Annotated in this window: 14 protein-coding genes; 6 read left to right on the top strand and 8 right to left on the bottom strand. The window is 64.0% G+C overall.

All coding sequences use genetic code 11. The features are described 5' to 3' along the window. Nucleotides 1–55: 55 nt before the first annotated feature. A complete protein-coding gene (locus ABCW42_RS04110) occupies nucleotides 56–598 on the bottom strand; it encodes an AMIN-like domain-containing (lipo)protein (RefSeq protein WP_423183655.1) in 543 nt (180 codons plus the stop codon). 1,311 nt (nucleotides 599–1,909) lie between these two features. On the opposite strand from ABCW42_RS04110, the gene ABCW42_RS04105 reads away from it, so the two are divergent. Continuing rightward, a complete protein-coding gene (locus ABCW42_RS04105; protein WP_423183654.1) occupies nucleotides 1,910–3,943 on the top strand; it encodes a DUF222 domain-containing protein in 2,034 nt (677 codons plus the stop codon). Nucleotides 3,944–4,094: 151 nt separating this feature from the next. Here ABCW42_RS04105 and ABCW42_RS04100 read toward each other — a convergent pair whose 3' ends face one another. The 3 genes from ABCW42_RS04100 to ABCW42_RS04090 form a co-directional block, all read right to left on the bottom strand. Next, nucleotides 4,095–4,271: a hypothetical protein gene (locus tag ABCW42_RS04100; protein WP_423183653.1), complete on the bottom strand. Its 177-nt coding sequence runs from the start codon at nucleotides 4,269–4,271 to the stop codon at nucleotides 4,095–4,097. 88 nt (nucleotides 4,272–4,359) lie between these two features. Further along, nucleotides 4,360–4,662, bottom strand: a complete 303-nt coding sequence (locus tag ABCW42_RS04095; protein WP_133203264.1) for a DUF4193 domain-containing protein — start codon at nucleotides 4,660–4,662, stop codon at nucleotides 4,360–4,362. 139 nt (nucleotides 4,663–4,801) lie between these two features. Next, nucleotides 4,802–4,978 carry a hypothetical protein gene (locus ABCW42_RS04090; RefSeq protein ID WP_423183652.1) on the bottom strand — a complete coding sequence of 59 codons (177 nt, stop codon included), beginning with the start codon at nucleotides 4,976–4,978 and terminating at the stop codon, nucleotides 4,802–4,804. Nucleotides 4,979–5,199: 221 nt separating this feature from the next. Between ABCW42_RS04090 and ABCW42_RS04085 the strand changes: the two genes are divergently transcribed. Next, on the top strand, nucleotides 5,200–5,517 hold the full coding sequence (locus ABCW42_RS04085) for a hypothetical protein (RefSeq protein ID WP_423183651.1): 318 nt from the start codon (nucleotides 5,200–5,202) through the stop codon (nucleotides 5,515–5,517). A 43-nt stretch (nucleotides 5,518–5,560) separates the two neighbouring features. Here the strand turns inward: ABCW42_RS04085 and ABCW42_RS04080 are convergent, their stop codons facing one another. After that, nucleotides 5,561–6,232: a response regulator gene (locus ABCW42_RS04080; RefSeq protein WP_423183650.1), complete on the bottom strand. Its 672-nt coding sequence runs from the start codon at nucleotides 6,230–6,232 to the stop codon at nucleotides 5,561–5,563. Next, a complete protein-coding gene (locus tag ABCW42_RS04075) occupies nucleotides 6,229–7,857 on the bottom strand; it encodes an ATP-binding protein (RefSeq protein WP_423183649.1) in 1,629 nt (542 codons plus the stop codon). Before ABCW42_RS04075 ends, ABCW42_RS04080 begins: the two co-directional genes overlap by 4 nt. 266 nt (nucleotides 7,858–8,123) lie before the next feature. On the opposite strand from ABCW42_RS04075, the gene ABCW42_RS04070 reads away from it, so the two are divergent. The 4 genes from ABCW42_RS04070 to ABCW42_RS04055 all read left to right on the top strand — a co-directional run bounded on the left by ABCW42_RS04070 (nucleotide 8,124) and on the right by ABCW42_RS04055 (nucleotide 11,412). After that, nucleotides 8,124–8,981: an ABC transporter ATP-binding protein gene (locus ABCW42_RS04070; RefSeq protein ID WP_423183648.1), complete on the top strand. Its 858-nt coding sequence runs from the start codon at nucleotides 8,124–8,126 to the stop codon at nucleotides 8,979–8,981. Between the two features lie 41 nt (nucleotides 8,982–9,022). Next, nucleotides 9,023–9,862: an ABC transporter permease gene (locus ABCW42_RS04065; protein ID WP_423183647.1), complete on the top strand. Its 840-nt coding sequence runs from the start codon at nucleotides 9,023–9,025 to the stop codon at nucleotides 9,860–9,862. A gap of 80 nt (nucleotides 9,863–9,942) precedes the next feature. After that, nucleotides 9,943–11,061 (top strand): ABC transporter substrate-binding protein, encoded by a 1,119-nt coding sequence (locus ABCW42_RS04060; protein ID WP_423183646.1) that lies wholly within the window; start codon nucleotides 9,943–9,945, stop codon nucleotides 11,059–11,061. A 132-nt stretch (nucleotides 11,062–11,193) separates the two neighbouring features. Continuing rightward, the gene (locus ABCW42_RS04055) at nucleotides 11,194–11,412 is read left to right on the top strand and encodes a hypothetical protein (RefSeq protein ID WP_133203269.1); all 219 of its coding nucleotides are present in this window, start codon (nucleotides 11,194–11,196) and stop codon (nucleotides 11,410–11,412) included. Nucleotides 11,413–11,446: 34 nt separating this feature from the next. Here ABCW42_RS04055 and ABCW42_RS04050 read toward each other — a convergent pair whose 3' ends face one another. Both ABCW42_RS04050 and ABCW42_RS04045 read right to left on the bottom strand, forming a co-directional pair. Continuing rightward, complete coding sequence (locus tag ABCW42_RS04050; protein WP_423183645.1) at nucleotides 11,447–11,896, bottom strand: SRPBCC family protein; 450 nt, start codon at nucleotides 11,894–11,896, stop codon at nucleotides 11,447–11,449. Next, complete coding sequence (locus ABCW42_RS04045) at nucleotides 11,893–13,617, bottom strand: putative bifunctional diguanylate cyclase/phosphodiesterase (protein WP_423183644.1); 1,725 nt, start codon at nucleotides 13,615–13,617, stop codon at nucleotides 11,893–11,895. The genes ABCW42_RS04050 and ABCW42_RS04045 overlap by 4 nt, the downstream gene beginning before the upstream one ends. Nucleotides 13,618–13,718: the final 101 nt, after the last annotated feature.

The following is a 13,718-nucleotide window of genomic DNA, read 5'->3' as shown; positions in this document are numbered from 1 at the left end:
TGGGCGCTCACCATAGGTGGGCGCTCACCACAGGTGGGCTCTCACACGTGGGCGCTCACCATAGGTGGGCCACGTCCACTACCAGCCGCGTTCCTTCTCCTGGTCCGGCCAGCGTAAAGACCCTGAAGGGCAAGCGGCCGCGTACTCCCAGGCCAAGGCTCGTGTAGCCCTCGAAGCTTCCCGCGAAGGCGAGCTGCCGGAACGCCGAATACCCTGCGAGGTTCGCGAGCTCCGACCGATCTCCCGGGTTGTACGTCGACTGGCCATTGGAGTACGCCGGAGCATTGACGGTGACTTGCAGGAACGCGTTGCCCCTCAGCTCCACCGGGAGCCCTGATCCTTCATGGAACACTTGCGGAACATACTTCACCGAGTAGCCTGCGACGTTGCCGTTCAGGTCAATCACCAGCCGGTCGAAGCAGGGCTGCTGGCCTGTCCTGACGTTCATCACCTGGGCCTGCGTCAACCCTGGGCTGGACTTCGCCAACGATCCCCAGGCGATGCCACAATACGGAGCAGCCGAGGCCGCTCCTGGACCTACGAATCCGAGTCCGACGGCGAGCAGCAGGGCTGCAAACCATGCCTTGAAATTCCCCATTTTTACCCACTCCCTCTAGGCTCTTGATACTCCAAGAGTAGGAGCGGCCGAGCCCTTTCAACGCGGCCGTTTCCGCTTCGGTCCCCAACCGTTAATACCGCCGGCGCAGGGTCACGGAGACACCATCAAACGGGCTCTTGCACGCACAGTTCCAGGGCTATTGCGCCGGTTCGCGCCCCGGTTCGTTATTGCACATAACAGGGTTCAAGGCCTGGAAAGCGAGATGGTGGAAAAGATTGATGGAACGGACTTTGCCGACGCGGCAGCACGGGACCCGGCGCGCCTTCGGTTGTTGTTCGGGCTACGTCAGTCAACGACGGCGGCCGCGGTCCCGGCGCTTGATGCGCCGCTTTTTCGAACAAGCGCCGTAACGGGCCGTGCGGGGCTTATTTTGTCGGTGCCTTCTGGGAGGCTTTGGTTATGGACGGGATCGGGGGAATCGGTTTTGCGGACGCGGCAGCTTCGGACCGGCGCGCCGTCGGATAACGGCTTGCGCGGCGCAGGTTGACGATGCCGGCCGCGATCCCGTCGCTTGATGCTCCGGTTTTGAAAACAAGCGCCGGTTTTTCGAACAAGAACCGTAACGGGTCGTGTGGGTTCTTTAATGTCAGTGCCTTCCGGGAGGCTGTGGTTATGGACGGGATCGGGGGAACGGTTTTGCGGACGCGGCAGCTTGGGACCCGGCGCGCCTTCGGTTGCGGCACGGGCTACGTAAGTCGACGACGTCGGCCGCGGTCTCGGCGCTTGATTCCAGTTCCGTCGCTTGATGGTCCGGAATGGCGAACAAGAACCGCCGCCGGTCGTGCGGACCCTTTAATGTCAGTGCCTTCTGGGAGGCTTTGGTTATGGACGGGATCGGGGGATCGGTTTTGCGGACGCGGCAGCTTCAGACGGACACGCCTTCGGATAACGGCTTGCGTGGCGCAGGTCGACCACGCCGGCCGCGATTCAGACGCTTGATGGTCCGGTTTTGAAAACAAGCGCCGCTTTTTCGAACAAGAACCGTCGCGGGTCGTGCGGGGCTTATTTTGTCGGTGCCTTCTGGGAGGCTTTGGTTATGGACGGGATCGGTTTTGCGGACGTTAGAGCTTCGGACGGACACGCCTTCGGATAACGGCTTGCGCGGCGCAGGTCGACGATGCCGGCCGCGATCCCGTCGCTTGCGCGGCGGAATGTAAAAGAAGCTCCGGAATCTGAACCAAGAAACGTAGCGGGTCGTGCGGGGCTTATTTTGTCGGTGCCTTCTGGGAGGCTTTGGTTATGGACGGGATCGGGGGATCGGTTTTGCGGACGCGGCAGCTTCGGACGGACATGCCTTCGGGTGATGGTCCGGGTGGTGCCGGCGTTCGTGGTGCCGGCGTTCGTGGTGCCGGGTCGCCGGTCGCTGCTCTCCACCGGACGGATCCCGGTCCAGTTCCTGGTGCCGATGCCTTCGCCTTGATCGAGGCGGCGATCGCGGCGGTGACGGCGTTCCGTCCCGGCACCCACACCCGATTTGCCGACACCGCTTTGGCCGGTACCGCTTTGGCCAGTACCGACGGCACCGGCACGAGCAACCCCGGCAGTAGTGGCCCGGGCACCGGCAACCCTTTTGCCGACACCGCCGGCAGCACCGGGATTACCGGTATCGCGGGGGCGGGGGCGGTGTTGATTGGTCAGTTGCGCCTGTTGGAGGATTTGAAGTCCGCGATCGCCGGGGCGCAGGCCCGGATCACCGTCGCGTTCGACACTGCCCAGCGCCGCGCGCACGCCGGGCAGGGGGTCCCTGCCGCGGAGCAAGGCAAGGGCGTCGGAGCGCAGGTCGCGCTGGCCAGACGGGAATCCCCCGCCAAAGGCTCCCGCCTCCTCGGACTGGCGAAGGCGCTGGTGGTGGAGATGCCCCGGACCCTGGCCGCCCTGGACACCGGGCAGCTCAACGAATGGCGCGCCACACTGCTGGTGAAGGAAACCGCCTGCCTCAGCGCGGAGGACCGGGCCGGTGTCGACGCCGAACTCGCCCCGGACACCGGAACCCTGCACGGCGCCGGAGACCGCGCCGTGACCGCCGCCGCACGGGCGGCCGCGTACCGGCGTGACCCGGGCACGGTCACCCGCCGCGCCGCCCGGGCCGTGACCGAGAGGCACGTCAGCCTGCGCCCGGCCCCGGACACCATGACCTATCTGACCGCGCTGCTGCCCGTGGCCCAGGGCGTGGCCGTGCACGCCGCCCTGACCCGGCACGCAGACACCCTGCGCGCCGGCGGGGAGAGCCGCTCCCGCGGGCAAGTCATGGCCGACACCCTCGTCGAACGCACCACCGGCACCCGGGCCGGGATCACCGGCATCGACCTCCACCTCGTCATGACCGACCGCACCCTCCTGCAAGGCCACACCGAACCGGCACGGATCCCCGGCTACGGCATCGTCCCCGCCACCTGGGCCAGAACCCTCCTCACCACCAACCCCGGCACCACCCAAACCAACCCCGAACCCGGACCCAACGGCGTCACCGGACCCGACGGAACCGGGTCTGATGGAGGAGCCGGCACCGGACCCGACGGAAGCGGAGACAGGCAAGAACTCGGAGATAGGACCGGCCAGGCCGGGCACGAACCCGGCCCCGGACGAAGAAACCGGACCGGAACCGGGAAAGACGGGCCGGACCACCGGAGCAGACACAGCCACCGCGCAGGCCAAGAACACAGCGCCGGCCAGCAACACGGCGCCGGTCAGGAACACAGCGCCGGCCAGCAACGCGACGCCGGTCACGGACACAGCGCTGGCCGGCAACGCGGTGCGGGGGCCGGGCACGCCGCGGCCGCCGAGGCGCTCCGCCCCGGACCGGGTAACCACCAGCCCGGGGATGCAGAGTTCAAGGTCTGGTTGCGGCGGCTCTTCACCGCGCCCGGAAGCGGCGAACTCGTCGCCGCCGATTCGAAGGCCAGGCTCTTCCCGCCCGGACTCAGGCGCCTCATCCAGGTCCGGGACAACACCTGCCGCACCCCCTACTGCGACGCGCCCATCCGGCACCTGGACCACATCCTGGCCTGGCACCTGGGCGGAACCACCACCCAAAACAACGGCGCAGGACTCTGCGAAGCCTGCAACCACACCAAAGAACTCCCCGGCTGGACAACCCGCACCCGAAAACCACACCCCGGACACCGGCACACCTTCGAACTCCTCACCCCCACCGGGCACAGCTACCAAACAACAGCCCCGCCCCTACCCGGCACACCCCACACCCCGGACACGGACCCGGACACCCAAATCTCACCCCTCGAAACCACCGCCCTCCACCACTGGGACGACCGGAACCACCAACACAAACCACACCACCAACCACAACTCCGCAAACCCGCCTAAAAACAACCAGCACGCCCAAACACGGCCAGCCGGCACCTACAAAACGGCAATGCCGGAAAAGTTCTTGGGCTGGCATGACTCGCCAAAACTGACGTGCTTGGGGGACGATGTCGTCGAATTGAAACGGCCACGCAGAAAACCAAGTATCTGATTATTGAGCGATTAACCAAGGATGAAGGGGCAGGTTGAGACGGGTCAAGAGTCGTTCGAGAGTCGCCTCAACGAAGATGTCCTCTGGTTCGACAACGTCTTCGGCGGCCATCATCGCTAGGACTTCTTCAGCAGAAATTTCCTTGCCTAAACAGTTGTCGCCCAATTGGAAAAACATGCTGATTCCGCGCAACCCTCACCCAATAAACAAAAAAACCCCGCCGAACTGTTTTCCAGTCCGGCGGGGCCGATGTCTTTGTTTAATTTTAGCCTTCGCACTCGCGGCAGTATTTGAGGCCGTTCTTTTCCAGTGCGATCTGGGACCGGTGACGGACCAGGAAACAGGATGAACAGGTGAATTCATCGGACTGCTCCGGGACGACAATGACGGTCAGTTCTTCGCCGGAGAGATCTGCACCCGGGAGGTCGATGCCCTCGGCGGTATCGTTCTCGTCGACGTCGATGACAGCAGTCTGGGCACCGGTGCCGCGCGACGCCTGCAGGGCCTCGAGCGACTCGGAGGAAGACTCTTCTTCGGTCTTGCGTGGGGCGTCGTAATCGGTAGCCATAGTGGGTTCACTTTCGTTGCTGCATAGTGCCCTTCAGGCACCTCAGTGAAGCAGTTTAGGGCATAGTACACGCCTTCAACGAATAGTGTGTCCAACAAGACATTTCACCAGCCGGCCCCCCGGAATTCCGCTCTTTCCCTTAAGCTGTGTCGCGGATTTTCCGTGCGCTGGCCTCAGCGATCGCCACGCCGCTGAGCGCTGGCAGCCACCCGTACCGTGTGGTTTCGGTGGCGCCGGACGCGCCGAGATCCGCCGCATCGTAAAAGTAGGCAGACTGAATCCAGGCGCTCACCTTGGACATGATGGATAGGATCATGCGGCCACGCTATCGGCGCCATGCGTAGCCACCGTTTCCGGACCGTCACGGTGGTGTTAATTGATTCGATAGCACGGTCTCGACGGCCACCGATTCAAGGCGGTCACCGATCCGTGCCGGCCACCGATTCAAGGCGGTCACCCGCCTCTGTGGCGGCCACCCGCCGTCGTACTCATCGCCCGCCTCCCCCGCAACCCAGCCAATCCGCGGGATAATGGAATATGGCCAATCAAGATCTGGATCCTTGGGATGAGTTCGACAAACTCAAGCCCGCGGGACGTGATCGCGTCGAGGGCATCCCCGGCGGCGAGCCACAAGGATTTGGTTTCCGGACCGGCGTCCGCAGCGCACGCGTGGCATTCGGCTTCGCCGTCTATGCCTTGGCCCTCGGCACCGTGCTCGTCGTGACCGGCGCCGCCGTCTTCATCAGCCGGGGCGACGTACTGTTCCTGGCGCTCATGGCGCTTATCGAGGCCGCGTTCATCTACGGCTTCATCCAGTTGGCCCACCAGGCCCGGAACCGCCGCGCGAGCCAGTAGCCGCCGCACCAGGCCCGGAACCGCCGCGCGAGCCAGTAGAAGCTCAACCCCTCCGCGGCAAATAAGTGTTCACGGGGCGCCCGGTGGTTCCATAAGCCAAATGCAGCTCCACCAATCCCTTGCGCTCAAGTTCGCTGAGGTAGCGCTGCGCGGTGGGCCGGCTGATACCGACGCCTCCCGCGATCTCCGACGCACCAAGCGGCTCGGAGGCTTGGACGACGAGGTCGAGCACCTTTTGCATCGTGGGCGGCAGGCGGCGTGCGCTCTGGGCAGGCGCCGAGGTGCGGCGCAGGTTGAACAGTTGATCCACGGTGGCTTGGTCGGCCACGGTGCGGGACTCGGCCTCCCGACGCCAGCGACGGTACGCCTCAAGCTGGGTTTGTAGTTGCTCGAAGCCGAACGGTTTGACGAGGTAGTACACCGCTCCCCCACGCATTGCGGCCCGCACGGTCTCCAGGTCCCGGGCGGCGGTGATCATGACGGCGTCGAGCTTTTCGCCCGCGCCTTGGAGGGAGCGCAGCAGGCTGATTCCGTCTTCGTCCGGGAGGTAGACGTCCAGCAACAGGAGGTCGGGCTTGAGGCGGCGGACGGCCTCGCGGGCTTCGGCGGCGGTGTGGGCCTCCCCCACGCACTCGTACCCCTCGATCTTGGCAACGCGGCTGGCATGGATGCGCGCTACGCGGAAGTCGTCGTCGACTACCAAAGTGCGGATCATTCGATTGATTTTCCTGTCATCACGTGGCTTTCCGTTCCCGTCGACGGTTCGGGCAGCCAGATTTCGAAGCGTCCGCCCGGTCCCGGGAAGACGTCCATGGTTCCTCCGGCGCGGTGGACGATCCTGCTCACCAGTGCCAAGCCTATTCCGCGACGCATCCCGGGCCGCGCTTCCTTGGTGGTGAATCCGTCGGCGGTGATCGTGTCCACCAATTCGGCGGGAACACCGGGGCCGTTGTCCGTCACGCAGATGAAGATGCCGGAAGAATCGTCCAGTTGGATGGTCACCTCGCGCGGTTCGGGCTGCTCGGAGAGGATCTCGACGGCGTTGTCCAGCAAGTTGCCGACGATCGTCAAGAGCGCTTGGGTTTCGAGGAAAGGCTGCCGCAGTTGTGAGTCGTCCGTCACCGCGATGTGCACGTCTTGTTCGTCGGCGACCGTGACCTTGGCGAGGAGCAAAGCCGCGAGTTCCGGTGGCTCGATCCGCGAGCGCAGGCCTTCGCCGAGCGAACGCGACGTGTCCGAAATCCGCGAGACGAACTTCCTCGCCTGTTCCACATCGCCGAGTTCCAGGAGTCCATCCACCACGTGGAGGCGGTTGGCGTACTCATGCTCCTGCGCGCGCAAGGCTTCCATGAGCCCCTCGACGGAGCGAAGGTCGCGCACGAGGCCCTCCACCTCGGTCCGGTCGCGAAGCGTCACCACCGAACCAATGCTCCGCCCGCTCAACTCCACGGCCATCCGGTTCACTACCAGCAGCGCGTCCTCGGTGATCACCACTTGGTCGGTTCCGGCGATCTGGCCGGTCAGGATGGACCGCAACCGCCCTTCGGGCAAGTGTTCCTCAAGCCGCTCCCCGAGGACGTTCGATTCAAAATTCAGCAGTTTGCGCGCTTCGGAGTTGATCACGGTAACCCGGCCGTCGTCGTCGAGCCCTATCATCGCCTCCTTGATTCCGTGCAGCAGCGCCTCGCGCTCTTGCAGGAGCGATGCAATCTCTACCGGTTCAAGGTCGAAGGTGACCCGCTTGATCCGGCGCGCGAGCAGCGCTGACCCCATGGCGCTGATCGCTAGGACCACGGCTGAGTAGCCGGCGATCAGCCATGCCTGGCGATCGAGTTCGCTGCTTTCCTTGGTCACCAGGATGCCCACAGAGACCTGCCCGACGACCGACCCGTCCGCGGCGCGGACCGGCGCCTTTGCGTTGACGGAGTCGCCCAGGCTGCCTTTGTCGATGCCTACATGGGTTTGCCCGTCGAGGACCGCCACGGGTTCTTCGAGCTTCTGGCCGATGAGGTCAGGGTTGGGATGCGAGTAGCGTTTTCCGGCGCGGTCGCTTACGACGACGTACGCGGGTTGCGCTTCTTCCTGGACTTTGGAGGCGATCGCCTGGATGGTCCGCTGGGGGTCGCCGTTGCCAAGCGAGGTGACGATTTCGGGCATTTGCGCCACGGTGGTGGCAATTCCAAGTGCCCGCAGGCGGTACTGGTCCTCGAGCGTTTGGTTGCTGATCTGGGTGTAAATGAGCGCGCCGAGGGTGACGGTGACAAGGATGATGCAAAGCAGCCATACGAGAATCTGGGAGGCGAGGGGCCGGGCCTTCCAGCGCGCAATCAGGGCTTTCACGAGCAAGCCAACTCCGTGTTTTCCGCCATTCTCTTCCTCAACTCCTACTAGCCAGCTTAGGTGACATAGTTCACAGCCACTATGCAACAGGGAGTCCCTCGCGCGCGATCCGGCCACGTGCATAAAGGCTCAAAACGTGCACTTTTGCTGTTAATCCCCACAACTTACTGAAGGCTTCTGGCCAGACCTTTCGCTTTCTAGGCTCTTACTCAGTTCCCGTGATCCGCATCACGCACTGACGAACCGAAAGACAGAGAGGTCTTCACATGGATGCCAAGAACCATCACCGGCCGCCCGGGTCCCTTGAGAGGGCCGAAGACGCGGCGGGTGTAGACATTGTCGGGCTGAGCAAGCGCTACCTCACCCCCAAGGGCGAGACGTTCACTGCCATCCGCGATGTCACCCTCAAAGTGGAACCCGGCCAGTTCTGCTCGATTGTCGGACCGACTGGCTGTGGCAAGTCGACCACGCTCGCGCAGGTATCAGGCCTGGAAAAGCCAAGCGAGGGCTCCGTCAAGGTGGGCGGCCAGACCGTTGAAGGCATAACGAACGGCGTGAGCTACATGTTCCAGGCCGATGCGCTTTTCCCGTGGAAGAGCGTGCTCGGCAACGTGATGATGGGCCCCACGCTGCTCGGCACGCCCAAGCGCGAAGCTACCGCCCTCGCCATGGACTGGTTGCGCCGGGTTGGGCTGGCCGGCTTCGAGGACCGCTACCCGCACCAGTTGTCCGGAGGCATGCGCAAGCGCGTGGCCATGGCTGCCGCCCTGATCAACAATCCGCGGATCCTCCTGATGGACGAGCCCTTCGGCGCGCTGGACGTCCAGACCAAGGCCATCATGCAGAACGAACTGCTGAAGCTCTGGGAGGAACTGCGGCCTTCGGTCCTCTTCATCACCCACGACCTCGACGAGGCGGTTGCACTCTCAGACCGGGTGGTCATCATGACGAGCAGCCCGGGGTCGGTCAAGGATGTCTTCGACATTGACCTGCCGAGGCCGCGCGGAAACGTCCAGGAGATCCGCCATGAAGAACGGTTCCTCGAGCTCCAAGGGCACATTTGGGAGTCCTTGAAGGACGAAGTTACCCGCGCCTATGCGCGCACATCAGGAGCAGCAGCATGACAACCCTCACCCATAGTGAAACGCGCAAAAGCGAGAAACCAATGGAAACAGACTCAGCCGCCAAGAACGCCGGCCGGAGCAAAGCCCGGCGCCGCACAGCATCGATCTGGATTGGCCGCGTGGTTCTCGCTGTCATGGTGGTTGGCGGCTGGCAGTGGTTCACCGAGGAAGGCTGGGTGGACAAGTTCTTCTTCGGCCAGCCATCGGAAATCGGGAACAGCCTCGTCAAGCTCTTCACAGTTGGCACGGCCTTTGGCACCATTTGGGAGAACCTCTGGGTCACGGCCCAGGAGGCGTTCCTCGGCTTCCTGCTCGGCACGCTCGTCGGCGTCGTGCTCGGTATCCTGTTGGGTTCCAACAAGTACCTCTCAGCGGTGGTTGGCCCCTACATCCGGATCGTCAACTCGATTCCCCGTATTGTCCTTGGCTCGATCTTCATCGTGGCTTTCGGCCTCGGCGTCTTCCCGAAGATCCTGCTCGCGGCCGTGCTGGTCTTCTTCGTCGTGTTCTTCAACGCATTCCAGGGCGTGCGCGAAGTGGACCAGAACCTCGTGGCAAACGTACGGGTGCTCGGCGCTTCGCCCTTGCAGGTAGCGATGCACGTGACCATTCCTTCCGCCATGACGTGGATCATCGCGAGCCTTCACACGGCATTCGGCTTCGCCATCATCGGCGCCCTCGTGGCGGAGGTCCTTGGTGCGCAGCAGGGCATCGGCCTCATCATCAGCCAGGCGCAGGGAACCTTCGATCCGAACACGGTATTCGCCTGCATGGTGATCATCGCGATCGTCACGCTCCTTGCGGAATCCCTCATCAGCCTGCTTGAGCACAAGCTCCTCAAGTGGCGTCCACCGAACCGCTCGGAGGCCCAGTCGATCTGAGCCGGCAACTGCTTTCCAACCAAACAATCACCCACAACAACCCGAATTCCACTTGGGATCAACAAAGGATGCGTAAAACAATGATGAAGCGCACTATCTTGGCCGCTGCCGCTGTTGGAGCCGTAGCGCTCAGCCTCACGGCCTGCGGCGGCAGCAACAACGCGGCTCCTGCTGCCAATGGCGGGTCCGCGAGCGGTACGGCTGCCGCTGACACCAGCTCAATGCCCACCGTCAAAATGATGGTGGGCGGCATCGACAAGCAGATCTACCTGCCGTACCAGCTCGCGCAGCAGCTCGGCTACTACCAGAAGTACGGAGTCAAGGTCGAGCTCTCCACGGAGCAGCAAGGCGGCGTCGGCGCCGAAGACGCCATGGCCTCGGGCCAGGTCGACATGGCCGGCGCATGGTACGTCCACACCGTGGACTTCCAGTCCAAGGGCAAGAACGTCATCAACCTCGTGCAGCTCTCCGGAGCCCCGGGCGAACGAATCATGTGCAGCCCCAAGGCCAACGTGCACTCCGGCGCGGATCTAAAGGGCAAGACCGTCGGCGTCACCGACCTTGGCTCCGGTACTGATGAGCTCACCCAGTTCATCGCCGCGAAGGCCGGCATTTCGAAGAACGACTACCACACCATCGCCGTCGGAGCCGGTGCCACCGCCATCGCCGCCATTCAGCGCGGTTCCGCGGACTGCGTGATGACCACGCAGCCTACTGTCGGTGCCCTCGAGAGCAAGAACCTCGCCGTCCCCGCCATCGACCTCGCGACGTCGGACGGCGCTAAGGCGGCCCTCGGCGGCACCCTGCCGTCGGCAGGCCTCCTCGCCCAAGCAGACTGGGTCAAGTCCCACGAGGACGCGGCGCAGAAGGTGGTCAACGCCCTCGTTGACACCATGCACTGGATCAGCACCCACTCGGCGGCTGAGATCGCGGACAAGCTCCCGGCCGACTTCGTCCAGAACAGCACCATCACGAAGGACCAGTACGTCGCTGGGCTGAACCAGGACAAGGCGCAGTTCCTGCCGGACGGCATCATGCCTGCGGGCGGCCCCAAGGTGATCTTCGACGAGGAGAAGACGATCGGCGTTGACACCTCGAAGGTCAACATCGCCGACACGTTCACCCAGAAGTATGCCGAGGCAGCGCTCAAGCTCGAGGGCTACACCGCGGTGTCGACCCCGGCCGGGGCCGACGGATAATCTGATCCCCGCCCAGCGGACCTTGGGCGCCACAGCGCCCGGGCGAGCAATAGATCGATCGGCCTGCGTGTCCCCCACGCAGGCCGATCGATCCATTTCCCCGAAGAGCTCTCCCCACGCAAGGACACCACAGTGAACGAGATCACCACGTTCCGCCTCGACATCGCCATCAGCCAGGCCCAAATCAGGGACGAGCTGCTGACCGATGCTGTTAACCGACTTATACCTGCGGCCCTGGAGCGCAGGTACGGAATTCTTGTCACTCAACACGACGCCAGCAACTACAGCCTCGAGATAGATCCTTCCGTCCCGTGCGGAACGATCCATGAAAAGAGCCACCCGGAATCGTAAGCTCCCCCGCCCGCAAGAATCCCGCAGTCTTGCCCTAACCGTCGAGTTCAGCCAGCGTTTCCCCAAGCCGCGGAAGCACCTGGTTTCGCCACCCGCCGCTCAGGATCCGGTGGGACGCCACATGCGTGGGATCGGCCGGATTGAATCCTTCGTGGACCAGGAAGAACCGGGTTCCCGTGCCTTCCGGAGCGATCGACCACGTCACCGTGCTGCTGAGGTCGTTCCCGGAGTTCGCATCGCGCCACGAAATCCGGAGGCGCTTCCGGTCCTCCAGTTCGAGGACTTCGCTTGCCACGAGGCCGCTGAACCCGACGGCGGGCACGGGAATTCCGCGCATCTGGAATTGATGGCCGACAACGGGTTCGAAGTCGTTTTCCATCAGCCACCGGGAAATCAGTTCCGGTTCCGTGAGGGCCCGCCACACCGTCTCCGGGGCGTGCCGCAGGAAGAGTTCGACTTCAATGGTGGTGAGTTGTTCGTTCACAGGGTGTCCTCCAGTTTGTGCACACGGTCAAAATCAGAAGGCGACATCGGCGGGGAGATCCAATACCCCTGGGCCGTGTCGCAGCCCAAGGACCGCAACGTATCCAGTTGCGATTGCCGTTCCACTCCTTCGGCGGTGACGCGGACGCCCATTCCATTGAGCGTCTGGATCAGCCCTTGGACAATGACGGCGCTGTGCGGTTCGACGTCGATGTCCCTGATGAATGCCTTGTCGATCTTCAGCGTAGTCAACGGCAGGACCCGGAGCATCGCGATCGAAGAATATGCGCTCCCGTAGTCGTCGAGTGCCACGCCCAGGCCCAGGTCGACGAGTTCGCGCAGCTGGGATGCCGCAGAACGAACGTCGGCGATCGCCGTCCCCTCCGTGATCTCCAGTTCCAGCATTTCCGGCGGGACGCCATGGCGGTCAAGGGCGGCCCGCACCACCGCGGGAAGGGTTCCCGCCGCAAGCTGGACGGGCGAGACATTGACGGCTATCTTCCGCGGCGTCCCCGCGTCGATCCAAGCACGGGATTGGGCACAGGCGCGGTCCAGGACCCACGCCCCGATGCGGAGGATCTCGCCGGTCTGTTCCGCGACGGGAATGAACTCACCCGGGCCCACGGGCCCGATTTCGCGGTCCACCCAGCGGACAAGGGCCTCGACGCCGGCGCCCTCCCCTGTCGCCAGGTCCAGTACCGGCTGGTACTGGAGGCTGAGCGCCGAGTCGCCTACCGCCGTCGTGATCCGACGCCGGATGTGGGCTTGCCGCGCGAACGGCGCCTTTTCGGGGCACGCCCCGACGTATCCGATGCGGCTCTTGCCTTCCTGCTTGGCGCGGAGCATCGCCCCGTCGGCGTGCCGCAGGAGAACCTCCATCCCGCCGAGCGTGTCTTCGGCGACGACGTCGACGCCGAGGGCCATGCCGATCGTGGCGCTCACTTGCAGCGTGGCGCCGTCGTGCTTGAAGGGCTCGTCGAGGCTCGCCAATATGGCCTCCGCCACCGAACATGCGGAGCCGCCGTCGACGTCGTTGAGCAGCACCGCGAATTCGTCACCGCCAAGCCGCACCAGGGAGTCGTTGGGCCGCACGCTTCCGGCAAGGCGGCGCGCGAATTCGACGAGGACGGCGTCGCCGGCCTTGTGGCCGAAAGTGTCATTGACAACTTTGAAGTCGTCGAGGTCGATGAACAGGATCCCGACGCCGGGAAGTCCCGAATCCGCTCCGATCCGCGGGCAGCGTTCCTCAAGCATCCGCCGGTTCGGAAGCCCGGTCAGCGGGTCGTGGAGCGAAGCGTGGCGGAACTGCGCGGACGCCCCGGCAAAGATATCCGACACCGTGACGATGCGGGGACCGCCCGCGTCAAGCACCAGGAGGTCCTGGTAACGCTGCTCCTCAGGCCGTTCAAGGACGGCTTGGGCCGCCGACTGGATGTCCATCGTGGCAGGCAGTGACGGTGCAGGAGCCGGCAACAGCTCGGAGGCCTTCCTTCTCGAGTTGAGGGCCCTGCCATAGCCGAGCCTCCCGGTCAGTTTGAACTCCACCTGGTCCCGCGTCAGGAGCGCCAAGGTCCCGCCATGATCGATCACGACGGCCCTCAAAGTGCGGTCGCCCCGGAACAAGGCATCGATTTCGGCCGCGGGTGAATTGCCGGAGCGGACGATAGCGCGGACGCCCAGGTCCCCGAGGCGCGTGGGAAGTGGACGCAACCGGGAAGGCACACTGCCACCTACATCAGGACACACGTCCTTCTTCATACCACCCGGACATGACCTGCTAGGAATCACCCTTGCTTAACGACAGTCACCGATATATCGTTAAG

The organism is Arthrobacter sp. NyZ413 (genome assembly GCF_049390645.1).
GTDB lineage: Bacteria > Actinomycetota > Actinomycetes > Actinomycetales > Micrococcaceae > Arthrobacter.
This window is presented reverse-complemented; position numbering and strand designations above follow the sequence as displayed.